The organism is Erythrobacter sanguineus (assembly GCF_900143235.1).
Taxonomy (GTDB): domain Bacteria; phylum Pseudomonadota; class Alphaproteobacteria; order Sphingomonadales; family Sphingomonadaceae; genus Erythrobacter; species Erythrobacter sanguineus.
Map to the genome: position 1 here is coordinate 45,541 of NZ_FRDF01000005.1, position 24,262 is coordinate 69,802.

The 24,262-nt window shown below is 62.9% G+C and carries 25 protein-coding genes; 23 read left to right on the forward strand and 2 right to left on the reverse strand.

Annotated elements, in window-relative coordinates:
• Positions 1–23 precede the first annotated feature (23 nt).
• The 3 genes from prfB (at position 24) to BUA05_RS04970 (ending at position 3,389) form a co-directional block, all read left to right on the forward strand.
• The gene (prfB, locus tag BUA05_RS04960; protein ID WP_072673569.1) at positions 24–1,151 is read left to right on the forward strand and encodes a peptide chain release factor 2; all 1,128 of its coding nucleotides are present in this window, start codon (positions 24–26) and stop codon (positions 1,149–1,151) included.
• A 2-nt stretch (positions 1,152–1,153) separates the two neighbouring features.
• Complete coding sequence (locus tag BUA05_RS04965; RefSeq protein ID WP_072673570.1) at positions 1,154–1,891, forward strand: class I SAM-dependent methyltransferase; 738 nt, start codon at positions 1,154–1,156, stop codon at positions 1,889–1,891.
• Positions 1,892–1,985: 94 nt separating this feature from the next.
• A complete protein-coding gene (locus BUA05_RS04970) occupies positions 1,986–3,389 on the forward strand; it encodes an NAD(P)H-dependent flavin oxidoreductase (RefSeq protein ID WP_072673571.1) in 1,404 nt (467 codons plus the stop codon).
• Between the two features lie 29 nt (positions 3,390–3,418).
• Here the strand turns inward: BUA05_RS04970 and BUA05_RS04975 are convergent, their stop codons facing one another.
• Entirely contained in the window at positions 3,419–4,432 is a 1,014-nt protein-coding gene (locus BUA05_RS04975; RefSeq protein WP_072673572.1) for a 2-hydroxyacid dehydrogenase, read from the reverse strand.
• A 99-nt stretch (positions 4,433–4,531) separates the two neighbouring features.
• Here BUA05_RS04975 and BUA05_RS04980 point away from each other — a divergent pair, with 99 nt between their 5' ends.
• Positions 4,532–5,032 (forward strand): SH3 domain-containing protein, encoded by a 501-nt coding sequence (locus BUA05_RS04980; protein ID WP_342742088.1) that lies wholly within the window; start codon positions 4,532–4,534, stop codon positions 5,030–5,032.
• Positions 5,033–5,180: 148 nt separating this feature from the next.
• On the opposite strand, the gene BUA05_RS04985 is transcribed toward BUA05_RS04980, so the two are convergent.
• On the reverse strand, positions 5,181–6,377 hold the full coding sequence (locus BUA05_RS04985; RefSeq protein ID WP_072673573.1) for a thiolase family protein: 1,197 nt from the start codon (positions 6,375–6,377) through the stop codon (positions 5,181–5,183).
• A 177-nt stretch (positions 6,378–6,554) separates the two neighbouring features.
• Here BUA05_RS04985 and BUA05_RS04990 point away from each other — a divergent pair, with 177 nt between their 5' ends.
• The 19 genes from BUA05_RS04990 (at position 6,555) to BUA05_RS05070 (ending at position 24,254) form a co-directional block, all read left to right on the forward strand.
• Positions 6,555–7,985: a coniferyl aldehyde dehydrogenase gene (locus tag BUA05_RS04990; protein ID WP_072673574.1), complete on the forward strand. Its 1,431-nt coding sequence runs from the start codon at positions 6,555–6,557 to the stop codon at positions 7,983–7,985.
• A 148-nt stretch (positions 7,986–8,133) separates the two neighbouring features.
• Entirely contained in the window at positions 8,134–8,508 is a 375-nt protein-coding gene (locus BUA05_RS04995; protein WP_036802120.1) for an NADH-quinone oxidoreductase subunit A, read from the forward strand.
• 2 nt (positions 8,509–8,510) lie between these two features.
• Entirely contained in the window at positions 8,511–9,068 is a 558-nt protein-coding gene (locus BUA05_RS05000) for a NuoB/complex I 20 kDa subunit family protein (protein ID WP_072673710.1), read from the forward strand.
• An 11-nt stretch (positions 9,069–9,079) separates the two neighbouring features.
• The gene (locus tag BUA05_RS05005; RefSeq protein ID WP_072673575.1) at positions 9,080–9,775 is read left to right on the forward strand and encodes an NADH-quinone oxidoreductase subunit C; all 696 of its coding nucleotides are present in this window, start codon (positions 9,080–9,082) and stop codon (positions 9,773–9,775) included.
• A complete protein-coding gene (locus BUA05_RS05010; protein ID WP_072673576.1) occupies positions 9,772–10,983 on the forward strand; it encodes an NADH-quinone oxidoreductase subunit D in 1,212 nt (403 codons plus the stop codon). Before BUA05_RS05005 ends, BUA05_RS05010 begins: the two co-directional genes overlap by 4 nt.
• A 204-nt stretch (positions 10,984–11,187) precedes the next feature.
• The gene (gene nuoE / locus BUA05_RS05015; RefSeq protein WP_072673577.1) at positions 11,188–11,856 is read left to right on the forward strand and encodes an NADH-quinone oxidoreductase subunit NuoE; all 669 of its coding nucleotides are present in this window, start codon (positions 11,188–11,190) and stop codon (positions 11,854–11,856) included.
• Entirely contained in the window at positions 11,853–11,996 is a 144-nt protein-coding gene (locus tag BUA05_RS14700) for a hypothetical protein (protein WP_169711468.1), read from the forward strand. Before nuoE ends, BUA05_RS14700 begins: the two co-directional genes overlap by 4 nt.
• Positions 11,993–12,169, forward strand: coding sequence for a hypothetical protein (locus tag BUA05_RS14705; RefSeq protein ID WP_169711469.1), 177 nt, complete (start codon positions 11,993–11,995; stop codon positions 12,167–12,169). Before BUA05_RS14700 ends, BUA05_RS14705 begins: the two co-directional genes overlap by 4 nt.
• Entirely contained in the window at positions 12,169–13,461 is a 1,293-nt protein-coding gene (gene nuoF, locus BUA05_RS05020) for an NADH-quinone oxidoreductase subunit NuoF (protein ID WP_072673578.1), read from the forward strand. Before BUA05_RS14705 ends, nuoF begins: the two co-directional genes overlap by 1 nt.
• Complete coding sequence (gene nuoG / locus BUA05_RS05025) at positions 13,461–15,476, forward strand: NADH-quinone oxidoreductase subunit NuoG (RefSeq protein ID WP_072673579.1); 2,016 nt, start codon at positions 13,461–13,463, stop codon at positions 15,474–15,476. Before nuoF ends, nuoG begins: the two co-directional genes overlap by 1 nt.
• Positions 15,473–15,661 (forward strand): hypothetical protein, encoded by a 189-nt coding sequence (locus BUA05_RS05030; protein ID WP_072673580.1) that lies wholly within the window; start codon positions 15,473–15,475, stop codon positions 15,659–15,661. Before nuoG ends, BUA05_RS05030 begins: the two co-directional genes overlap by 4 nt.
• Positions 15,658–16,791, forward strand: a complete 1,134-nt coding sequence (nuoH, locus tag BUA05_RS05035) for an NADH-quinone oxidoreductase subunit NuoH (protein ID WP_245790087.1) — start codon at positions 15,658–15,660, stop codon at positions 16,789–16,791. The genes BUA05_RS05030 and nuoH overlap by 4 nt, the downstream gene beginning before the upstream one ends.
• Complete coding sequence (gene nuoI / locus BUA05_RS05040) at positions 16,788–17,276, forward strand: NADH-quinone oxidoreductase subunit NuoI (RefSeq protein ID WP_072673581.1); 489 nt, start codon at positions 16,788–16,790, stop codon at positions 17,274–17,276. The genes nuoH and nuoI overlap by 4 nt, the downstream gene beginning before the upstream one ends.
• A gap of 144 nt (positions 17,277–17,420) precedes the next feature.
• The gene (locus BUA05_RS05045) at positions 17,421–18,044 is read left to right on the forward strand and encodes an NADH-quinone oxidoreductase subunit J (RefSeq protein WP_072673582.1); all 624 of its coding nucleotides are present in this window, start codon (positions 17,421–17,423) and stop codon (positions 18,042–18,044) included.
• Between the two features lie 109 nt (positions 18,045–18,153).
• A complete protein-coding gene (nuoK, locus tag BUA05_RS05050; protein WP_072673583.1) occupies positions 18,154–18,459 on the forward strand; it encodes an NADH-quinone oxidoreductase subunit NuoK in 306 nt (101 codons plus the stop codon).
• Between the two features lie 7 nt (positions 18,460–18,466).
• On the forward strand, positions 18,467–20,458 hold the full coding sequence (gene nuoL, locus BUA05_RS05055) for an NADH-quinone oxidoreductase subunit L (protein WP_072673584.1): 1,992 nt from the start codon (positions 18,467–18,469) through the stop codon (positions 20,456–20,458).
• A gap of 15 nt (positions 20,459–20,473) precedes the next feature.
• Positions 20,474–22,054: an NADH-quinone oxidoreductase subunit M gene (locus BUA05_RS05060; protein ID WP_072673585.1), complete on the forward strand. Its 1,581-nt coding sequence runs from the start codon at positions 20,474–20,476 to the stop codon at positions 22,052–22,054.
• Positions 22,054–23,532: an NADH-quinone oxidoreductase subunit NuoN gene (gene nuoN / locus BUA05_RS05065; protein WP_072673586.1), complete on the forward strand. Its 1,479-nt coding sequence runs from the start codon at positions 22,054–22,056 to the stop codon at positions 23,530–23,532. Before BUA05_RS05060 ends, nuoN begins: the two co-directional genes overlap by 1 nt.
• Complete coding sequence (locus BUA05_RS05070; protein WP_245790088.1) at positions 23,529–24,254, forward strand: biotin--[acetyl-CoA-carboxylase] ligase; 726 nt, start codon at positions 23,529–23,531, stop codon at positions 24,252–24,254. Before nuoN ends, BUA05_RS05070 begins: the two co-directional genes overlap by 4 nt.
• The last annotated feature ends 8 nt before the right edge of the window (positions 24,255–24,262 follow it).

Here is a 24,262-nt window from a genome sequence, read left to right on the forward strand (position 1 = left end):
TCGCGTCTTGTGAAGGATCAATCATGCGGGCCGAGGCCCAGGCTTACATCAACCGGATCGAAGCGGCGCTGGCGCTGGTGCGCCAGTCGCTCGACTGGGAGCGCGCCTTGCGGCGGCTCGACGAACTGAATGCGCGGGTGCAGGATCCGGGCTTGTGGGACAATCCCAAGCAGGCGCAGGCGATCAGCCGCGAGCAGAAGACGCTGGAAACGGCGGTGAACACCGTCAACGAGATTTCCGCCGAGATGGCCGACGCGGTCGAATTCATCACCATGGGTGAGGCCGAGGGTGAGGATGCGATCATCGATGATGGCCTCGCCACGCTGGCACAGCTGGCCGACCGCGCCGATGCCGACAAGGTGCAGGCGCTGCTTTCGGGCGAGGTGGACGGCAATGACACCTATCTTGAAATCCACGCCGGGGCAGGCGGCACCGAAAGCCAGGACTGGGCCGAAATGCTGCTGCGCATGTATGCCCGCTGGGCCGAGCGGCGCGGTTTCAAGGTCGAAACGGTGGAATATCAGGCAGGCGAACAGGCCGGAATCAAGTCGGCGACGCTGCTGATCAAGGGCGACAACGCCTATGGCTATGCCAAGACCGAAAGCGGCGTCCACCGGCTTGTCCGCATCAGCCCCTATGACAGCTCGGCCCGGCGCCACACCAGCTTTTCCAGCGTGTGGGTCTATCCGGTGATCGACGATACCTTCGAGATCGATATCAACCCGGCAGATCTCAAGATCGACACCTACCGCGCTTCGGGAGCGGGCGGGCAGCACGTCAACACCACCGATTCCGCGGTGCGCATCACCCACCAGCCCAGCGGGATCGTGGTCGCCAGCCAGCAGGACCGCAGCCAGCACAAGAACCGCGATATCGCGATGAACATGCTGAAAGCGCGGCTTTACGAGGCCGAAATGCGTTCCCGCGAGGAAGCCGCCAGCGCCGAGCACAGCGCCAAGAGCGATATTGGCTGGGGCCACCAGATCCGGTCCTACGTCTTGCAGCCCTACCAGATGGTCAAGGACCTGCGCACAGGCGTTGTCTCGACCTCGCCCGATGCCGTGCTTGACGGGGCGATCGATCCGTTCATCTCGGCTGCGCTGGCGCAGCGGGTGACGGGCGAGACGGTCGAGATCGAGGACGTGGAATAGGCATGATCGCTAGGCGCCGATTGGCTGCGGGATTGCTGGCAGCAGGCGGGCTGGCGCTGGCGCTGGCGGCGTGTGACCAGATGCTGCCGATCCCGGACGAACGGTCCGACAGCGCGCTGATTTTCCCCAAGCCCGTCCGGCCAGTAGCCAAGGTCGTCTCCAACCAGTTCGCCAACGAGGACGCGCGCGACGAGCGCAACGAGGCGCAGGTGGTGATGGACCTTGCCGATATGCGCCCGGGCATGACCGTGGCCGATATCGGCGCGGGCGAGGGCTATTATACCGTCCGCCTCGCCGAACGCGTGGGGGATGACGGGCGCGTGCTGGCGCAGGATATCAGCCGCGAAGCGCTCGAACGGCTCGGTCGCCGGGTGGAGCGTGAGCGGCTTGAAAACATCTCGATCAAGCTGGGCGAACCAGACGATCCGCAGCTGCCCGCAGACAGTTTCGACCGCATCTTCCTGGTCCACATGTATCATGAAGTGACCGATCCCTATGCCTTCCTGTGGCGGATGTGGCCGGCGCTGAATGCCGAAGGCCAGATCATCGTCGTCGAAAGCGACAGCCCGGTGGGCCGCCACGGCCTGCCCCATACGCTGCTGTTCTGCGAATTCGAGGCGGTCGGCTATGTGCTGGTCGAATATCTCGAACGGCCCGACATCAAGGGGTATTTTGCCCGATTTCAGCGCGGTGCCAAACGCACCGAACCGGAGGCGATCCGCCCCTGCAATCTCGGCTAGGGGCAAACCATGCTCTAACATTGCGGCCAGCCGCGCCGGGCACTATGTCACAACCAGATCATGCGCGTCAGAAGGGCGCGAAGGGGAGTTTTCATTGTTCAAGGGATTGAGCCCGATCGTTTATGGCGGGCGTGAAGTGTGGCCGCTGGTCGAAGGCGGCAAGGGTGTTTCGGCGACCAATCACGCCAGTTCCGGCGCATGGGCGGCAGCGGGCGGCATCGGTACGGTGAGCGCGGTCAACGCCGACAGCTATGACGCGGACGGCAACCCGGTTCCGCAGATATATCACGGCAAAACCCGCGAGGAACGCCATCAGGAACTGATCCGCTACGCCATTGACGGTGCGACCACGCAGGTGAAGCAGGCCTATGAGCTTTCGGGCGGCAAGGGCGCGATCAACATCAACGTGTTGTGGGAAATGGGCGGGGCGCAGGCCGTGCTCGAAGGCGTGCTGGAAAACACCCGCGGCATGGTGGCAGGCGTCACCTGCGGGGCGGGGATGCCCTACAAGCTGGCGGAGATCGCGGCGCGGTTCAACGTGTATTACCTGCCGATCGTCAGTTCCGGGCGTGCGTTCCGGGCGCTATGGAAACGCAGCTACCACAAGGTGCCCGATCTGATGGCAGCCGTGGTCTATGAAGACCCGTGGCTGGCGGGCGGCCACAATGGCCTGTCCAACGCCGAAGACCCGACCAAGCCCGAAGACCCGTACCCCCGGGTCAAGACCCTGCGCGACATGATGCGCGCCGAGGGCGTTTCGGACGACGTGCCGATCGTGATGGCGGGCGGGGTGTGGTTCCTGCGCGAATGGGAAAACTGGATCGACAATCCCGAACTCGGCAAAATTGCCTTCCAGTTCGGCACGCGCCCGTTGTTGACGCGGGAAAGCCCGATCCCGCAGGTCTGGAAAGACCTGCTTCGCACGGTCGAGCCGGGCGATGTGCTGCTGCACAAGTTTTCGCCCACCGGGTTCTATTCGAGCGCGGTCAAGACCCCGTTCCTGTATGACCTGATGCACCGCAGCGAACGCCAGATCCCGTTCTTCAAGCGCGGCGAGGAAGAAGGCACCGTGCAACTCGGCGAAGAAGGCAAGGCGCGCAGCTTCTGGGTGATGCCCGAAGACAAGGCCCGCGCCGAAATGTGGATGCGCGCCGGGCATACCGAACCGCTCAAGACACCCGATGGCACGATCGTGTTTGTCACCCCGGATTCGCGCGACACCATCCGCAAGGATCAGCAGGATTGCATGGGCTGCCTGTCGCATTGCGGCTTTTCGAGCTGGAAGGACCACGACGACTTCACCACCGGCAGGCTTGCCGATCCGCGCAGCTTCTGCATCCAGAAGACCTTGCAGGACATCGCCCACGGCGATGATCCGGATAACAACTTGGCCTTCGCGGGCCATGCTGCGTACCGGTTCAAGACCGATCCGTTCTACTCCAACGGCTACACCCCGAGCGTGGGGGAGCTGGTCGAGCGGATTTTGACGGGGGATTAAGCGAGGAAGCGCGGCGGTGCGGCGGTGGTTCAGCCCCGCACAAGCGCCGTCAGCACCTGGTCGGGCGGGCGGTGCCCATCGGCCCACATGCGGATATTTGCGATCACCCGGTGGCCCGAATCCTCGCGGCCTTCGGTCGTGGCGCTGCCAATGTGGGGCAGAGTCATGACGTTGGGATGGGCGATGAGGCGCCGATCGACGTGCGGCTCGTCGGGGTACACATCCAGCCCCGCGCCCGCGAGGTGGCCCGATTCAAGCGCCGCGATCAGCGCTTCCTGATCGATCAGCTCACCGCGCGCAGTGTTGATGATGCTGCTGCCCGGCTTCATCAGCGCGATCCGCCGCGCGTCGACCATGTGGCGGGTGTCCTCGGTCAGCGGGCAGTGAAGGGTGAGGATGTCGGACTCGGCCATCAGCGCATCGACATCACCCACGTAACGAGCGCCCAGCATCCGTTCCAACGCCTCGGGCAGGGGCTTGCGGTTGAAATAGGCGATCTCCAGCCCGAAGGCGCGCGCGCGGTGGGCCACCGCCTGCCCGATGCGGCCCATGCCGACAATGCCCAGCACCTTGCCCGCCAGCTTGCGCCCGAGCAGGCCCGATGGCGTCCACCCCGTCCACTCGCCGCGCCGCACCAGCCCTGTGCCTTCGCGAATCCGGCGGGGCACACCGATGATCATCGCCATCGCAAGGTCGGCGGTATCATCGGTGAAGACGCCGGGCGTGTTGGTGACAAGGATTTTCCGCGCGGCGGCGGCGGCCAGATCAATATGTTCCGTTCCCGCGCCGAAATTGGCGATCAGCCCCAGCCGCCCACCAGCCCCTGCGATCAGATCGGCGTCGATCCGGTCGGTCACGGTCGGCACCAGCACGTCGCAATCCTGCATCGCAGCGGCAAGCTGATCGCGGGTCAGCGGCACATCGGCCACGTTCAGCACCACGTCGAACAATTCGCGCATCCGCGCCTCGACCTCCGGCACCAGATGGCGGGTCACGATGACTCGGGGACGTTCGATCGGGGTGCGGCTTTCTGGCATGGTCATCGGCTAATGCCACAGGGCCCGCGCGGTCAAGGCGTGATGCTGCCGGATTTGCATCAAGGCGTGCTTGAAACCCGTAGGCCAGACGGGCTATCGCAACCCATGATGATGGGAATCCGCGTTTTTGCCGTGTTCGGCCTGTGCCTGCTGATGGGTTTCGTGATCATGTGTGATCCGGCTCATGCGCAGGACCGCGAAGTGCCCTACTGGGCGAGCTTGCGTTATGACGAGGTGCGCATGCGCGTTGGCCCGAGCGAGGAATATCCGATCGAATGGGTCTACAAGCGCAAGGGCCTGCCGGTGAAGGTGGTGCGGGTGCGCGAAGGCTGGCGTTTCGTCGAGGATCCCGAAGGGGCCAAGGGCTGGATCGCCCGCAGCCAGCTTGACCCGAACCGCGGCGCGCTGGTGGTGGGCGAAGGGCTGGCCGATATCCGCGCCGAGCCCGCCGCCACATCGGCGCTGCGCTGGCGGGCCGAACCGGGGGTGGTCGGCAAGCTTTCAACCTGCCGCGAAGACTGGTGCGAGATCAATGTTGGCGGGCGCAAGGGCTGGGTCGCGAGCGACCGCCTGTGGGGCGTCGAGAATCTGCCGGGCGACCAATAGCGCCCGACAGGAACACGGATTCAGCGATTAATCGCTCGGAAGTTCGGGCGGTTCGACCGGTTCAGGGGTGGGCGAGGGTTCGCACCCCGCCGTCACCCCTGCGGCCAGCAGCAGCATCAGCGCAAAAAGAGCCCTGCGCGCCATGATGTCACACCAGCTCGACCGCAATCGCGGTGGCTTCGCCCCCGCCGATGCACAGCGAGGCAACGCCGCGGGTCTTGCCGTGGCTTTTCAGCGCGTTCAGCAGCGTCACGATGATGCGCGTGCCGCTCGCCCCGATCGGGTGGCCAAGCGCGGTGCCGCCGCCGTTGACGTTGATCCTGTCATGCGGAATGCCGAGATCGCGCATCGCGAACATGGCGACGCAGGCGAAGGCTTCGTTGACTTCGAACAGATCCACATCATCAATGCTCCAGCCGGCGCGATCGAGCACCTTCTGGATGGCGGGAATCGGCGCAGTGGTGAACTGCGCCGGGGCCTGGGCGTGTGCAGCTGTGGCGACAACGCGGGCGACCGGGGTCAGGCCCTTGGCCTGAGCCACGCTCGCGCGGGTCAGCACCAGCGCAGCGGCGCCATCCGAGATCGAGCTGGAAGTCGCGGCGGTGATGGTGCCGTCCTTGGCGAAGGCCGGGCGCAGTTGCGGGATCTTGTCTGGGCGGCCCTTGCCGGGCGCTTCGTCATGTTCGACCACCACGTCGCCCGCGCGGGTCGCAACGGTTACCGGCACGACCTCGCCCGCAAACGCGCCGCTTTCAATCGCGCGGTTGGCGCGGGCAAGGGATTCGATCGCGTAGGCGTCCATGTCTTCGCGGGTCATCTGGTAGGCATTGGCGGTATCCTGCGCGAAGGTGCCCATCGCGCGGCCCGGTTCATAGGCATCTTCCAGCCCATCAAGGAACATGTGGTCATAGGCCGTATCATGGCCCAGCCGTGCGCCTGAACGGTGCTTTTTCAACAGGTAGGGCGCATTGGTCATGCTTTCCATGCCGCCTGCCACCACCATGTCGATGGTGCCGCTGGCGAGCGCTTCGGCGCCCATGATCACGGTCTGCATGCCGCTGCCGCACACCTTGTTGACCGTGGTCGCCTGCACCGAAAGCGGCAGGCCTGCCTTGATCGCTGCCTGCCGCGCCGGTGCCTGCCCAAGCCCTGCGGGCAGCACGCAGCCGATATAGGCGCGGTCGATATCCTCGCCCGCCACACCCGCGCGCTCAACCGCAGCCTTGACCGCCACCGCGCCCAGATCGGTCGCCGCGACATCCGCCAGCGCGCCCTGCATCGCGCCCATCGGGGTGCGCGCATAGGACAGGATCACGATCGGATCGGCGGATGAGAACTGGGTCATAGCGGTTCGTCCTTGCGTCAGGATGGAATGTCTGGATGTGGCTCTAATGCTGCGTTGCGGCATTGGCAATCGGTTGAGGCAATCGTGCGACCAGCTGCCAAGCACCTTGTCAGCGGCGCAGCTTTGCGCAAGAACGCGTCGCAAATCAAAACGCATCTATGTCTATGGGAGAATGACATGGCCGATGATCGCCGCGACACCCTCGAAGCCCTGCTGACACGCCAACGCGCCGCCTTCACCGCATCGCGACCCGAGCCGATATCGCAGCGCAAGGACCGCATCCGCCGCGCCATCGCGCTGGTCAAGGAGCATGGCGATGAATTCGCCAAGGCAATGAGCGCGGATTTCGGAAGCCGTTCGGTGCAGCAATCAATGCTGACCGATATCGCTGCCACGGTGGGTGCAGGCCATCACGCGCTCAAGAACGTGGACAAGTGGGCCAAAACCGAAAAGCGCAAGGTCCAGTTTCCGCTCGGTCTGCTGGGTGCCAAGGCCGAGGTTCGCTATGAACCCAAGGGCGTGATCGGCATCCTCAGCCCGTGGAATTTTCCGGTGCAGCTTGCTTTCGGCCCGCTGATGCAGGTGCTGGCGGCGGGCAACCGGGCGATGATCAAACCATCCGAATTCACCGAACGCACCAGCGAGCTGATGGCGCAGCTGACGACCGAGTATTTCGCGCCCGAGGAAGTGGCGGTGATCACCGGCGGGCCCGAAGTGGCAGCGGCGTTTTCCGCGTTGCCGTTCGATCACCTTGTCTTTACCGGATCGACCGCGACCGGGCGCCGGGTGATGCAGGCGGCGGCTGAAAACCTTGTGCCGGTGACGCTGGAACTGGGCGGCAAATCGCCCGTTATCATGGGCCGCAGCGCCGATTTCGCCAAGGCGGGCGAACGCATCGCGATCGGCAAGATGATGAATGCGGGCCAGATCTGCCTCGCGCCCGATTACCTGATCGTGCCCGAGGACAAGGAAAGCGAGGCCGTGGCAGGCGTGACCCACGCGGCCAGCGCGATGTATCCGCGGCTGCTTGATAATGATGACTATGCCTCGATCGTGTCGGACCGCCATTTTGAAAGGTTGCAGGGCCTTGTCGCGGATGCACGCGACAAGGGCGCCGAGGTGATCGAGGTCAATCCCGGGCAGGAGGACTTTTCCAACGCCAACCAGCGCAAGATGCCGCTGACCATCCTGCGGAACGTGAACGACAGCATGGCCGCGATGCAGGAGGAAATCTTTGGCCCCGTCCTGCCGGTGATGACCTACCAGTCGGTCGATCAGGCGGTGGATTACATCAACGAACATGACCGACCGCTCGGCCTTTATTACTTCGGCGAGGATTCGGGCGAACAGGAACGCGTTCTCACCCGCACCATATCGGGCGGGGTGACGACCAATGACGTGGTGTTCCACGTGTCGATGGAAGATCTGCCGTTCGGCGGGGTCGGCCCGTCTGGCATGGGGAGCTATCACGCGATCGAGGGTTTCCGCGAGTTCAGCCATGCCCGCGCGGTCTATCACCAGCCCAAGATCGACATTGCTAAGCTGGGCGGGCTGAAGCCTCCCTATGGTGATGCGACCGAGAAGGCGGCGGCGCGCATGATGAAGTAGCGGGCGAGGGTGGTTTGCCGCGTTCCTTCCCGCAACGGCTGTTCGATTTCCTGCATCATCTCTATGGGCTTTTGTCCGAGTCGCGGGCTTGCGCGGTCGGCGCGAGACGCTTAGGGCGACGCTCGGGATTAATAGCTTGGACATCGCCGTGATCGATCTCAGCCAGTATCTGCCGATACTGTTATTCATTCTCATCGCATTCGGATTGTCGATCCTGTTCGTGGTCGCGCCGATGGCGGTGTCACGGCTGACGGGTGCGCATAATCCGGATGCCGAGAAGCTCAGCGAATATGAATGCGGCTTCCCCGCGTTCGAGGATGCGCGCAGCCAGTTCGACGTGCGGTTCTATCTGGTCGCGATCAGCTTCATCGTCTTCGATCTCGAAGCGGCGTTCCTGTTTCCCTGGGCGGTGAGCCTGGGGCAGACGGGCTGGGTCGGTTGGGGCGGGATGATGGTGTTCCTGTTCATCCTTGCGGTCGGCCTGGCCTATGAATGGAAGAAGGGGGCGCTGGATTGGGAATGAACATGATCGCGAATTCTCCCGCCGGACTTCCGGCTGCCGCGCAGGGCGGCGATCTGCGCCAGCCCGATGCGGATTACTTCAACGCGCTTCAGACCGAGGTGAATGACAAGGGCTTCCTCGTCACCTCGACCGAAGATCTGTTCCAGTGGGCGCGCACCGGCAGCCTGTGGTGGATGACCTTTGGCCTTGCGTGCTGTGCGGTCGAGATGATCCACGTCAACATGCCGCGTTATGACATGGAACGCTTCGGCATCGCGCCGCGTGCGTCCCCGCGCCAGTCGGATGTGATGATCGTGGCGGGCACCTTGTGCAACAAGATGGCTCCGGCACTGCGCAAGGTCTATGATCAGATGTCCGATCCCAAATATGTGATCAGCATGGGCAGCTGCGCCAATGGCGGCGGCTATTACCACTATTCCTATTCGGTGGTGCGCGGCTGTGACCGCATCGTGCCGGTGGACATCTATGTTCCGGGCTGCCCGCCGACCGCGGAGGCGCTGCTTTATGGCGTGATGCAATTGCAGCGCAAGATCCGCCGCGTAGGCACGATCGAAAGGTAAGGGCGAAAGTCATGGCCGTTCTGCATTCCGCCCCGAAGTTCGCTTCCAACGAGGGCGTGATTGACGCCATCAGCGAAAGCATCAGCGTGTGGCTGTTGGGCGCTGCCGAGGCGCATGGGGAAGTGATTTTCCGCGTTCAGCGCGGCGATATCGAGCGTGTCTTGCGCACCCTGCGCGATGATCACCAGTATCAGCAGCTCATGGAGATTGCGGGCGCGGACTATCCCTCGCGCTCCGAACGGTTCGAAGTCGTCTACATGCTGCAAAGCCTGACGAAGAACCATCGCATCATCGTGAAATGTTCGACCGATGAAGATACGCCGGTGCCGACGGTGACAACGCTGTGGCCCAATGCGGGCTGGCTCGAACGCGAGGTGTTCGACATGTATGGCGTCACCTTTGCGGGTAACCCGGACCTGCGCCGCATCCTCACCGATTACGGCTTTGAAGGGCATCCCTTTCGCAAGGACTTCCCGATGACGGGCTATACCGAACTGCGCTATTCCGAGGAGGAAAAGCGGGTGGTGTATGAGCCGGTCGAACTGGCGCAGGAAATGCGCAGCTTCGATTTTCTCTCTCCGTGGGAAGGTGCCGATTACGTTCTGCCCGGAGACGAAAAGGCTGACGAAAAGGCTGACGAAAAGGCTGACGAAAAGGCTGACGAAAAGGCTCCGCCTGCGCCGCCGAGCGGGGAGGCGAAGAAATGAGCATGCAACGCGAAGAATCGCTCACCACCACCGGTGAGGTGATCTCCAACTACACGATCAATTTCGGCCCCCAGCATCCGGCCGCGCATGGCGTGCTGCGGATGGTGATGGAGCTGGATGGTGAAGTGATCGAGCGGATCGATCCGCATGTCGGCCTGCTCCACCGCGGCACCGAAAAGCTGATCGAGCACAAGACCTACCTTCAGGCCCTGCCCTATTTCGACCGGCTCGATTACTGCTCGCCGCTGTGCATGGAGCATTCCTATGTGCTCGCCATCGAAAAGCTGCTGAACATCGAAGTGCCCATCCGCGCGCAATATCTGCGCGTGCTGTTTGCCGAGCTGACCCGCATTTGCAACCACATGCTCAACATCGGCGCGCATGTGATGGACGTGGGCGCGATGACGCCCAACCTGTGGGTGTTCGAACTGCGCGAGGATTGCCTCAACTTCTTCGAACGCGCGAGCGGCGCGCGGATGCACTCGGCGTGGTTCCGCCCCGGCGGCGTGCATCAGGATGTGCCGGAAAAGCTGCTGGTGGATATCGGCGACTGGCTCGACAACCGGTTTTTCCAGTTGTTCGAAGACGCGATGAGCCTTGTGATCGACAGCCGCATCTTCAAGCAGCGCAATGTCGATATCGCCGTGGTGGGCCGCGATGATGCGGTCGCGTGGGGTTTCAGCGGCCCGATGATCCGCGCGGCGGGCATTCCGTGGGATCTGCGCAAGAGCCAGCCCTATGATGTCTATGACCGGATGGAATTCGACATTCCGGTCGGCACCAATTCGGATTGCTATGATCGCTTCATGGTGCGCGTGAAGGAAGTTTACGAAAGCGCGAAGATCATCCGCCAGTGCCTGCGCGATATGCCGACCGGGCCGATTGCCAGCACGGACGGCAAGGTTTCCCCGCCCAAGCGCGGCGAGATGAAGCAGTCGATGGAAAGCCTGATCCACCACTTCAAGCTCTACACCGAAGGCTTCCACGTGCCCGCCGGCGAGGTTTACGTCGCGACCGAAAGCCCCAAGGGCGAATTCGGCGTCTATCTCGTCAGCGACGGCACCAACAAGCCCTACCGCTGCAAGATCCGCCCCACCGCCTTCTCGCACCTGCAGGCGATGGACTTCATGTCCAAGGGCCACATGCTGCCCGACGCGACCGCCATTCTGGGCGCGATCGACGTGGTGTTCGGGGAGTGCGACCGGTGAGCCAACCTTCTAACCCTTCGGATTTCCTCATCGGAGTTGGATACGGCGTAGGCCCAACTCTGATGCTTCTCCGGATTTCGGAGATGCTTCCGACAGCATATGGGTACGCTGGAGCAGCAGTCTTCATTCTTACCCTTTCGTTTCAAACCTTCCGTCGCTTGCAGCAGGAGAAAGCTGCCAAGGTCGCTGAATTGAGTTCGTCCAATGGCTGACCGCACCCCCGCACCCGATACCCCCGAACTGCGCGCCCGCTGGAGCGCGTTCGCATGGACGCCGGAGAACAAGAAAACCGCCGATTGGCACATCGCCAAATATCCCGGAGGGCGTCAGCGCTCGGCGGTGATGCCGTTGCTCGATCTCGCCCAGCGGCAGGTCGGTGCCGAGACCGATACGCAGGGCTGGCTGCCGCTGCCGGTGATCGAATATGTCGCGCAATATCTCGGCATGCCGGTGATCCGCGTGCTCGAAGTCGCCAGCTTCTATTTCATGTATAATCTCAAGCCCGTCGGCAAATTCCACGTGCAGGTGTGCGGCACCACGCCCTGCATGCTGCGCGGGAGTGACGACATCATCGCCGCCTGCAAGAAGCGCGGGATGGTGAAGGGCGGGGTCTCGGCGGACGGGCTGTGGACCCTCACCGAAGTCGAATGCATGGGCAATTGCGCCACCGCGCCGATGGTCCAGATCAATGACGACAATTACGAAGACCTGACGCCCGAACGCCTCGACGCGGTGCTCGATGCGCTGGCGGCGGGGCAGAAGCCGAAGACCGGCACGCAGGAGCCGGGTCGCCATACCTCAGAGCCTGCGGGCGGGCCGACGACCTTGACGGACATGGTCAGCGCCAACCACGATTACAGGGGTGAGTGGTGACCGCAGTCGCCTCTCTCCTTGGCGCAGCCGTGCTCGCCTTCATCGCCTACAAGGCGCTGATGGGGTTGATGCGCGTGGGGGTTATCATCCTTATTCTTGGCGCGCTTTACGGGCTTTATGATCAAGGGGTGATCGGATGAGCCCGCTGACGCTCGCCCTGGCCGGTGCCGGGCTGACCGGCTTTGCTCTGGGCGCCTATTTCTCCGCGACGGGCAAGGGTGAAATGGGCGTAATCCTGATGGGATTGGGCCTGATGTTTCAGGTGATTTCATTGGTGCGCTTGAAACGCGCCAAAGCACAAGGGAAGCTGTGATGCTTAGCGATAAGGACCGCATCTTTACCAACGTCTATGGGTTTCAGGATTGGGGCCTCAAGGCAGCGCAGGCGCGCGGCGACTGGGACGATACCAAGGCGCTGCTCGCACGCGGGCCAGACGCGATTGTCGAGGAGATGAAAGCCTCGGGCCTGCGCGGGCGGGGCGGGGCGGGCTTCCCGACAGGGCTCAAGTGGTCCTTCATGCCCAAGGAATCGCGTGACGGTCGCCCGAGCTTCCTCGTCATCAATGCCGACGAATCCGAGCCGGGGTCGTGCAAGGACCGCGAAATCCTGCGCCACGATCCGCACAAGCTGGTCGAAGGCGCGCTGGTGGCAGGCTTCGCGATGCGCGCGCGGGCGGCCTATATCTATGTGCGCGGTGAATATATCCGCGAGGCCGAAGTGCTGCAGGCGGCGATCCATCAGGCTTACGAAGCAGGGCTGATCGGCAAGAACGCCTGCGGTTCGGGCTATGATTTCGACGTCTTCATGCACCGCGGCGCGGGTGCCTATATCTGCGGCGAAGAGACCGCGATGATCGAAAGCCTTGAAGGCAAGAAGGGCCAGCCACGGCTCAAGCCCCCGTTCCCGGCGGGCGCGGGGCTGTATGGCTGCCCGACCACGGTCAACAACGTCGAAAGCATCGCGGTCGCGCCGACGATCCTGCGGCGCGGGGCGGCGTGGTTCAGCTCCTTCGGGCGCGAGAACAACAAGGGCACCAAGCTGTTCCAGATTTCTGGCCACGTGGAAAAGCCCTGCGTGGTCGAGGAATCGATGAGCATCAGCTTTGAAGAGCTGATCGAAAAGCACTGTGGCGGCATTCGCGGCGGGTGGGGCAATCTGCTGGCGGTGATCCCCGGCGGTTCGTCGGTGCCGCTGGTGCCCGCCGCACAAATCCGCAACGCGCCGATGGATTTCGACGGGTTGAAGGAGCTTGGCTCGGGCCTCGGCACGGCGGCGGTGATCGTCATGGACAAGTCGACCGACATCGTCCGCGCGATCAGCCGCCTGTCCTATTTCTACAAGCACGAAAGCTGCGGCCAGTGCACCCCCTGCCGCGAGGGCACGGGCTGGATGTGGCGCATGATGGAGCGCCTGCGCACCGGTGATGCGGCGATCGAGGAAATTGATATGCTGCACGAGGTCACCAAGCAGGTCGAAGGCCACACCATCTGCGCGCTGGGCGATGCGGCGGCATGGCCGATTCAGGGCCTGATCCGGCATTTCCGCCCCGAGCTGGAACGGCGGATCAACGAGCACAACGCGCAGTTCGCGGAGGCAGCCGAGTAATGCCTAAAGTCACCGTAGACGGTCAGGAAATCGAAGTCCCCGCGGGCGCCACCGTGCTGCAGGCGTGCGAGCTGGCGGGCAAGGAAATCCCGCGCTTCTGTTATCACGAGCGCCTCAGCATCGCGGGCAATTGCCGCATGTGTCTGGTCGAAGTGAAGCCCGGGCCGCCCAAGCCGCAGGCCTCCTGCGCGCTGCCCGCTGCCGATGGTCAGGAAATCCGCACCGACTCGCCCATGGTCAAGAAGGCCAGAGAGGGCGTGATGGAGTTCCTGCTCATCAATCACCCGCTCGATTGCCCGATCTGTGATCAGGGCGGCGAGTGCGATTTGCAGGATCAGGCGGTCGCCTATGGCCGCGGCGGCTCGCGCTTTGATGAGAACAAGCGCGCCGTCACCGAGAAGTACATGGGCCCGCTGATCAAGACGATCATGACCCGCTGCATCCACTGCACCCGCTGCGTCCGCTTTTCCGAAGAGATCGCGGGCGTGGACGAGATCGGCGCGCTCTACCGCGGTGAGGATATGCAGATCACCACCTATCTCGAACAGGCGGCGGCGCATGAGCTTTCGGCCAACGTCATCGACTTGTGCCCGGTCGGCGCGCTGACCTCGCGGCCCTATGCCTTCGAGGCGCGGCCGTGGGAATTGAAGAAGACGCTGAGCATCGACGTCTCGGACGCGGTGGGGGCGAACATCACGCTCCATTCCAAGGGCCGCGAAGTGATGCGCGCGCTGCCGCGCATCAATGACGACGTCAACGAGGAGTGGCTGTCGGACAAGGGCCGCTATCAGGTCGATGGATTGACCAAGCGCCGCCTGGACCGCGTGTGGGTGCGTCGTGACGGCAAGCTGCAACCGGCTGAGTGGACCGAAGCCTTCGGCATGATTGCGGGAGCTCTGGAAGGCGACAAGGGCAGCATCGCGGCGGTTGCGGGCGATCTGCTCGATGCCGAGACGATGTTTGCCGCCAAGGCGCTGGTCAATGCCTGCGGATCGAACCTCACCGAAGCGCGCCAGACAGGCATGACCTATGACGTGTCGAAACTTGCGGCGGTGAATTTCAATTCGACCTTTGCGGGTATCGAAACCGCCGATGCGATCCTGATAATCGGTAGCAATGTCCGCTGGGACGCCGCGCTGCTCAATGTCCGCCTGCGCAAGGCGGTGAAGGCGGGGGCCAAGGTCTATATCATCGGCCCCGAATGGGACCCGACCTATCCGGCGACCTTCCTTGGTTCCGATCTGAAGATCCTGAACCGCATTCCCAAGGAATTGGGTGACGTCATGAAGTCGGCCCAGCGCCCGGCGGTGATCCTCGGCGCGGCGGGCCTCGCCAAGGGCGTGCTTGCCGCCACGCTCAAGCTGGTCGACAAGTTCGGCCTTGTTCGCGACGGTTGGAACGGCTTCAACGTGCTGCACATCTCAGCGGCGCGCATGGCGTCGCTGATGCTTGATTTCACTGCTCCGGGCGGGATGGGCGAGATCGCTGCTGCTTCGCCCAAGGTGCTGCTGAGCCTCGGCGCTGATGAAATGGATTACGGCGCGTTCGGCAGCAGCCTCAAGGTCTATATCGGCCACCACGGCGACAAGGGCGCACATCACGCCGACATCATCCTGCCGGGCGCGTCCTATGCCGAAAAGGACGGGACTTATGTCAACACCGAAGGCCGGGTGCAGTTTGCCGAGAAAGCGGTCTTCGCCCCCGGTGATGCGCGCGAGGATTGGACGATCCTGCGTGCGCTCGCTGACGCTTTGGGCGTCACGGTCGGCTTCGACAGCTTCGCCGCGCTGCAGGCAAAGATGATCGCCGCCGTTCCCGCTCTAGGCGAAGAGGGCCTCGCCGATTACGGCGCGCTGCCCAAACCCGACAGCGGTGCCAAGTTCGAAGGCGAGATTGCGGGCTACCCGATCAAGGACTTCTACCTCACCAACCCCATCGCCCGCGCGAGCGAGGTGATGCAGCGCTGCTCGGACGAGCTGCTGCATGGGGCGGATGTGAAGGAGGCTGCGGAATGAACCGCCTAGTCGACAGGGTGGTCGATCTGACCCCGGCGATCCTCATCGGATTGTTCGTGCTTGTTCTGCTGAATGCCCTCGCCAATGGGCAGAACTTCACGACGCAGGCGTACCACGGCAGCTTCTTGCTAATGGCTGCCTCAGCCTTGACCTATTTCCGCAGGTACCTGGAGACCCGGCAGTGACCGCCTTCTTCCAATCGCTCGGCCTCAGCTACGAATGGGCCTGGACTGTCGCCACCGTGGCGGCGATCGTCATCGTTTCGCTGCTCGTCATGTTCAGCGTGGCGATGGTGATCTATGTCGACCGCAAGGTGCTCGGCGCGATCATGTTGCGGCGCGGGCCGAATGTGGTCGGGCCGTTCGGGCTGCTGCAATCATTCGCGGATGGCCTCAAGGTGTTCCTGCAGGAAACCATCATCCCCACCGCCGCGAACAAGGGCATTTTCCTGCTCGCGCCGATCATCACCTTTACCGTCGCGCTGGCCGCCTGGGCGGTGATTCCGTTCTGGGATGGCGGGGTGATTGCCGACATCAACGTGGGCCTGCTCTACATCCTCGCGATCTCCTCGATGGGGGTTTACGGCGTGGTGATGAGCGGGTGGGCGTCGAACTCCAAATACCCGTTCTTCTCGGCCATGCGCGCCTCGGCGCAGATGATTTCCTACGAAGTTTCGATCGGCTTCGTGCTGGTGTGCGTGGTGCTGTTTGCAGGGACGTTCAACCTGTCCGGCATCGTCAACGCGCAGCAGGGCTTCGGGTTTGGGCTGATCAACGCCTATGCGGTGCATCCGCTGCTGTTCCCGATGTGGGTGGTGTTCTTTATCTCGGCCCTGGCCGAGACAGCACGCGCCCCGTTTGACCTGACTGAGGCGGAGAGCGAACTGGTCGCGGGCTATCAGACCGAATATTCCTCGATGAGCTTCGCGCTGTTCTGGCTCGGCGAGTATGCCAACATCCTGCTGATGTGCTCCCTGAACACGCTATTGTTCTGGGGCGGGTGGCTGCCGCCGATTGACTGGGCGCCGCTGTACCTGGTGCCCGGGATCATCTGGTTCCTGCTCAAGACCTTCGCCTTCTTCCTGATGTTTAGCTGGATCTGGGCGACCGTGCCGCGCTACCGCTACGACCAGCTGATGCGCCTCGGATGGAAGGTGTTTCTGCCGATGAGCCTTCTGTTTGTCGCGGTGACGAGCGGCTACCTGATGGCGACGGGGCATTTCGACAAGGTCAGCACCGCCGACATGCCCGCACCTGCCACCGAAATCGTTGAAGCCAATCCCGCGCAGCCCACCGCTGTGAGAGGCCAGTCATGACCACCGTCTCCCACCTCATCAAGAGCTTCACCCTCTGGGAATTCCTCAAGGCGCACGCCTTGACGCTGAAGTATTTCTTCAAGCCCAAGGTGACGATCAACTATCCGTTCGAGAAGTCGCCGCTTAGCCCGCGCTTCCGCGGGGAGCATGCTTTGCGGCGCTATCCCAATGGCGAGGAACGCTGCATCGCCTGCAAGCTGTGCGAGGCCGTCTGCCCCGCGCAGGCGATCACCATCGAGAGCGAACCGCGCGAGGATGGCAGCCGTCGCACCACCCGCTACGACATCGACATGACCAAGTGCATCTATTGCGGCTTCTGTCAGGAAGCCTGCCCGGTCGATGCCATCGTCGAAGGGCCGAATTTCGAATACGCCACCGAAACCCGCGAGGAGCTGCTGTATGACAAGGCCAAGCTGCTCAGCAATGGTGACAAGTGGGAACGGGCCATCGCGGCCAACCTTGAAGCCGACGCACCCTACCGCTAGGGCGCGCTGCGACGAGGGACACGGGGTCTTGGAATTTACTTCGTCATCCCGGCGCAGGCCGGGATCCAGTTTGGACTAAGGGATCGCATTGCCGCTTTCTGGACCCCGGCCTTCGCCGGGGTGACGGACCGGCGGAGACACAACATGATACAGGCCATCGCCTTCTATTTCTTCGCGACCATCGTGGTCGGTGCCGCCGTGATGACGATCATGGCGAAGAACCCTGTGCACTCGGTGCTGTGGCTGATCATGGCGTTCTTCAACGCCGCCGGCCTGATGGTGCTGGTGGGGGCAGAGTTCATCGCGATGCTGCTGGTGATCGTCTATGTCGGCGCGGTCGCGGTGCTGTTCCTGTTCGTGGTGATGATGCTCGATATTGATTTTGCCGCGATGCGCGCAGGCTTCAGCCGCAATGCGCCGCTGGGGCTGGCGGTGGCGGCGGTGCTGCTGGCGGAACTGCTGCTGGCAGTTGGCGCGTATAATGCGGGCGGCATCACGCTGGGATCGCCCGATGGCAGCGCGATGCAGGCGGCTGAGGTCAGCAATATCGAGGCCTTGGGCGCGCTGCTTTACGGGCGTTACATCCTGCTATTTGAAATTGCGGGCATCATCCTGCTGGTGGCGATGATCGGCGCGATCGTGCTGACTTTCCAGCCGCCCAAGCCCGGCGCACGTGCGCGGCAGGACGTGGGCAAGCAGACCCGCCGCCGTCCGGAGGATGCAACCGTCATGAAAAACCCGGAGATCGGGCAGGGGGTCGAGCTGTGATCGGCATTTCGCAAACGCCGTTCGTGTCGAGCGAAGTCGAGACACTTTCGGCTCTGGTATCTCGACTGCGCGCTGCGCGCTCCGCTCGATACGAACGGAAGGATGCACAATGATCGGCATCGAACATTACCTTACCGTGGGCGCGATCTTGTTCGTGCTCGGGGTGCTGGGGATCTTCCTCAACCGCAAGAACGTGATCGTCATCCTGATGGCGGTCGAACTGATCCTGCTGGCGGTGAACATCAACCTCGTTGCCTTCAGCGCCTTCATGCAGGATCTGGTGGGTCAGGTGTTTGCCATGCTGGTGCTGACGGTCGCGGCGGCGGAGGCGGCCATCGGGCTCGCCATTCTGGTGATCTATTTCCGCGGCCACGGATCAATTGCGGTTGATGATATCAACCGGATGAAGGGGTAAGGTTTTCGTGAATACCATCCTCATCATCGTGTTTGCGCCGTTGCTGGCTGCCCTGATCGCAGGGCTGGGCAACCGGATGCTTGGTAATGTCGCGGCCAAATCCATTACCACTGGCGCGCTGCTGCTGTCGGCGGGCCTCAGCTGGCCGATCTTCCTTGGCTTCATCGGCGGAACCGAAACCGCCGAAGTGGTGCAGGTCCTGAAGTGGGTCGAAAGCGGCACGCTCTCGTTCGACTGGTCACTGCGGGTCGATACGCTGACCGCGATCATGCTGGTGGTGATCAATTCGGTCTCGGCGCTCGTGCACCTCTATTCATGGGGTTACATGGAGGAGGACCCGGATCAGCCGCGCTTCTTTGCCTACCTGTCGCTGTTCACCTTTGCGATGCTGATGCTGGTGACGGCAGATAACCTTGTCCAGATGTTCTTCGGGTGGGAAGGGGTTGGCCTTGCCTCCTATCTGCTGATCGGTTTCTGGTTCAAGAAGCCGAGCGCTGGGGCCGCCGCGATCAAGGCCTTTGTGGTCAACCGCGTGGGCGATCTGGGCTTCATGCTCGGCATTTTCGGCACGTTTCTGGTGTTCCAGACCACCTCGATCCCCGAAATCCTTGCCGCCGCCCCGGCGATGAGCGGATCGACGATCACCTTTGTCGGCATGCGCCTGTACACCATGGATATTCTGTGCATCCTGCTGTTCATCGGCGCGATGGGCAAGTCGGCGCAACTGGGCCTGCACACCTGGCTGCCGGATGCGATGGAAGGCCCGACTCCGGTCTCCGCGCTGATCCACGCCGCGACCATGGTGACGGCGGGCGTGTTCATGCTGTGCCGCCTTTCGCCGATGTTCGAGACCGCACCGACCGCGCTGATGATCGTGACGGTGATCGGGGCTGCCACCTGCTTCTTTGCTGCCACCATCGGCACCACCCAGTGGGACATCAAGCGGGTGATCGCCTATTCGACCTGTTCGCAGCTGGGCTACATGTTCTTTGCTGCTGGCGTTGGCGCATACGGGGTGGCGATGTTCCACCTGTTCACCCACGCCTTCTTCAAGGCGCTGCTGTTCCTTGGCGCAGGCAGCGTGATCCACGCGATGCACCATGAACAGGACATGCGCTATTACGGCGGCCTCAGGAAGGCGATCCCGTTCACCTTTTACGCCATGCTGGCAGGCACGCTCGCGATCACGGGGCTGGGGGTCTATCACCTTGGCGTCGGCTTTGCCGGGTTCTGGTCGAAGGACGCGGTGCTCGAAGTCGCCTTTGCGCGCGGCACCCAGATTTCGGTCACTGCCTTCTGGCTCGGCGTTGTCGCGGCGCTGCTGACCAGTTTTTACAGCTGGCGGCTGATGTTCCTCACCTTCTGGGGCAAGCCGCGCTGGATCGAGAGCGAACATATCCAGCATTTCGTCCACAAGACGCCCGCCGAAGCCGGTGATGACACCACTGGCGGATATCACCCGCATGAAAGCCCGGTATCGATGCTGATCCCGCTTGGCGTGCTGACGATTGGTGCGGTTGCTGCCGGGCAGGTGTTTGCTCCCGCATTCCTTGATAGCGCCGCGTTCTGGGCTGGGTCGATATTCTATAACGAGCCGCTGATCCACGCGATGCACGCGGTGCCATACTGGGTGAAGTATTCAGCGCTGGTCGTGATGCTCATCGGCTTTGCGGGGGCTTGCTTAGCCTATATTGCCAAGCCCGATATCCCGGCGAAGTTCGTCGCCACCTTCGGCGCTCTGCACAATTTCGTCTTCCGCAAGTGGTACTTCGATGAGCTGTATGATGCGGTCTTCGTGAAGCCCGCCTTCTGGCTCGGCGCGAAGTTCTGGAAGCTTGGCGATATCGGGACGATCGACCGCTTCGGCCCCAATGGCATCGCCTGGGTGGTCGATCGCAGCGCTACCGCTGCCAAGTCGATCCAGTCGGGATACGTCTACACCTATGCGTTGATCATGCTGCTCGGGCTGGTCGCCGCCATCACCTACGTTCTGCTTTAGGAGCGCATTTCGCCAATGGACGGCCTTCCCATCCTGTCGCTGATGATGCTCGTGCCGCTGGCGGGCGCGTGCGCGTGCCTGTTTGCGGGTGCGAGCCTTGCGCGCTGGATTGCGCTCGGGGCGACGCTCGTCACCTTTTTGCTCGGCGTTGTGCTGTGGTCGAATTACCAGATTGGCGGCCCGCAGTGGCAGTTCACCGAACGCGCCGATCTGTTCGCGGGCTTCAGCTATGCGCTGGGGATTGATGGGATCGCGCTGCTGCTGATCATGCTGAGCGTGTTCCTGATGCCGATCTGCATCCTTGCCAGCTGGGACGGGATCCGGAAACGCGTCGGCGAATACATGGCCGCCTTCCTGTTCATGGAAGTGCTGATGATCGGCACATTCTCGGCGCAGGATCTGTTCCTGTTCTACGTCTTCTTCGAAGCGGGCCTGATCCCGATGTATCTGATCATCGGGGTATGGGGCGGGGATAACCGCATCTACGCCAGCTACAAGTTCTTTCTCTACACGCTGCTTGGATCGGTGCTGATGCTGATCGCGATGTTCTGGATGGTGGCCGAGGCCGGCACGTCCGACATCCCGACGCTGATGCAGTACGATTTCCCGGCAGAGGCGCAGACCTGGCTGTGGCTGGCCTTCTTTGCGAGTTTCGCGGTCAAAGTGCCGATGTGGCCGCTGCACACCTGGCTGCCCGATGCCCACGTGCAGGCGCCGACCGCCGGGTCGGTGATCCTTGCAGGCGTGCTACTGAAGCTGGGCGGATACGGCTTCATCCGCTTCAGCCTGCCGATGTTCCCTGAGGCTTCCGCCGATTTCGCGTGGCTGGTCTTCATCCTGTCAATGATCGCGGTGGTCTATACCTCGCTGGTCGCGCTGGTGCAGGCCGACATGAAAAAGCTGATCGCCTATTCCAGCGTAGCGCACATGGCGATTGTCACGGTGGGCCTGTTCGCCTTCAACGTGCAGGGCCTAGAAGGTGCGATGATCATCATGCTCAGCCACGGCCTCGTCTCGGGCGCGCTGTTCCTGTGCGTGGGCGTGATCTATGATCGCCTGCACACCCGCGAAATCGCGCGCTATGGGGGCCTTGCGATCAACATGCCCTATTACGCGCTGTTCTTTCTGCTGTTCACCATGGCGAGCATCGGCTTGCCGGGAACGAGTGGATTTGTCGGCGAATTTCTGGCGCTGGCGGGGATCTACCAGACCTCCAGCCTCGTCGCGCTGGTGGCGACCACCGGGATCATCCTTGGCGCGGCCTATATGCTCTACCTCTATCGCCGCGTGGCGTTTGGGGGGCAGACCAATGAAGACGCGGCGGCGATGGGGGATATCTCGCCGCGGGAATGGGTGATGATGGCCCCTATTGCCGCAGCGGTGCTGTGGATGGGGGTTTACCCGGAAAGCTTCCTTGCGCCGATGCGCGCTGATATCGCGGTGCTTGATGCGCGGCTTGCGGCGGCGGCTCCGGCTTCCGATGCGCAGCTTGCCCCCGGCACCCCGCGGGCAGACGCTGCCAATGCGCTGCCGCACCATGAAAACGCCGATCATGCCAACGACCAACCCGCAAGCGCCGGGGAGGGCGCGCACTGATGGATTTCGTTCCTTCCTTCGCGCTCATCGCGCCTGAATTGCTGCTGATTGCCGCGGGTCTCGTGCTGCTGCTGGTTGCCGCATGGGGCGGGGACAAGGCCGCACGCGGTATTGCGATTGCCGCTGCCGCTGCTCTGTTCGGTGCCGGTTTCATGCTGGTACCGGGCCTGCATTTCGGCACCGATGGCCCGGCGACGCTCGCCTTTGGCGGACTGCTCAAGGTCGATAGCTTCGCGCTGTTTGCCAAGGCGCTGATTTATCTGGCGGCAATTGGCGCATTGATGGTCGCCCCGGCATTTTTCAGCAGCGCTGCTGCTGGAACCGAGCGCATGATGCGCGCCGAATATCCGGTGCTGGTGATCTTCGCTTGTGTCGGTATGAGCATCATGGTCTCGGCCAATGATTTCATGAGCCTTTATCTCGGGCTCGAACTCAACAGCCTGTCGGCCTATGTGCTGGCCGCGATCCTGCGGCGCGATGTGCGCTCGGGCGAGGCGGGGTTGAAGTATTTCGTGCTGGGCGCGCTCGCCTCGGGCATCCTGCTTTACGGAATGAGCCTGCTTTACGGCTTTACCGGCGGCACCGCGTTCACCGCCGTGCGCGCGGGCCTGACGGGCGAGATGGGAACCGGCGCACTGTTCGGGGTGATCTTTGTCCTGTCCGGCCTTGCCTTCAAGATTTCCGCGGTGCCGTTCCACATGTGGACGCCCGATGTTTACGAGGGCGCGCCCACGCCTGTCACCGCGTTCTTTGCCACCGCACCCAAGGTCGCTGCCGTGGCGCTGACCGCGCGCGTCGTGTTCGAGGTGTTCGGCGGGCAGGTGGACGCATGGCAGCAGATCGTCATGTTCACTGCGCTTGCATCGATTGTCTTCGGCGCATTGGGTGCGATCGGGCAGGAAAGTCTGAAGCGTCTGCTGGCCTATTCCTCGATCAATAATATCGGGTTCATCCTGCTCGGCCTTGCGGTGGCCAATCAGGCGGGGGCCAGCGCCATGCTGGTCTACCTGTTCATTTATGTCGCCATGAGCCTTGGCAGTTTTGTCGCGCTGCTGATGCTGCGCGGCGAGGACGGCAACCTCTACGAGACCTTTGCCGATATTCGCGGGCTTTCAGTGACGCAGCCGGCGATTGCATGGGCGCTGCTGCTGTTCATGTTCAGCCTTGCGGGCATCCCGCCGCTGCTTGGCTTCTACAGCAAGTTCGTGGTGTTTCAGGCCACGGTCGAGGCCGGATTGATCGCCTTTGGTGCGATCGCCATCGCTGCCAGCGTGATCGGTGCGTTCTATTACATCAAGTTCGTCAAGGCGATGTTCTTCGACGAACCGGCAGGCGTGGTCACCGGCAAGAGCGGCGCGGGCCATTGGGCGCTGCTGGGGCTGACCGCCGTGATCATCTCGCCGCTCGGCTATCTGCTCACCCCGTCGCTGACCGATCTGGCTGACAAGGCCGCGGCTTCGCTGTTCCTCGCGGTTTGAACGCTGCGCCTGCCATCAGACTGGTCGAGGAAACCGGATCGACCAATGCCGATCTTGCTGGCGCAATCCGCGGCGGTCAGACCCTGGCGGAAGGCACATGGCTGGTGGCGCGGCGCCAGACTGCCGGCCGCGGGCGGCAGGGGCGCGCATGGTTTGATGGCGCTGGCAATTTCATGGGTTCGACCGTGGTGACGCTGGAAACGGACGGACCGCCGCCGGCCTCGCTCAGCTTCGTTGCCGCGCTGGCGGTGCGCGATGCCGCTCGAAAGGCGCTGGGCAAGGGGGCCGACCTCGCGCTCAAATGGCCCAATGATGTGCTGCTGAACGGCGGCAAGCTGTCAGGCATCCTGCTTGAGATGGTGCGCGGTCAGATCGTGGTCGGGATCGGGGCCAACCTTGGACGGGCGCCCGATCTGCCTGACCGCAAGACCGCGGCGCTGGCTGACGTGATCGCCCCGCCTCGGCCCGAGGATTTTGCGGCCAGCCTTGCCGCCAGTTTCGCCCGCAGGCTGGAAAGCTGGCGCATCCACGGCCTTGGCGCGACGTTGCAGGCGTTTCTGGATGGTTCGATCCATGCCCAGGGCTCACCCGTCACTGTGCATGATGCCGACGGATCGGTGCTTTCCGGCTCCTTTGCCGGGTTGGAAGAAAGCGACGGCGCGTTGCGGCTGCGCTTGGCGGACGGCAGCGAACGTGTCATTCGCGCCGGGGACATATCCTAGAAAGGAAT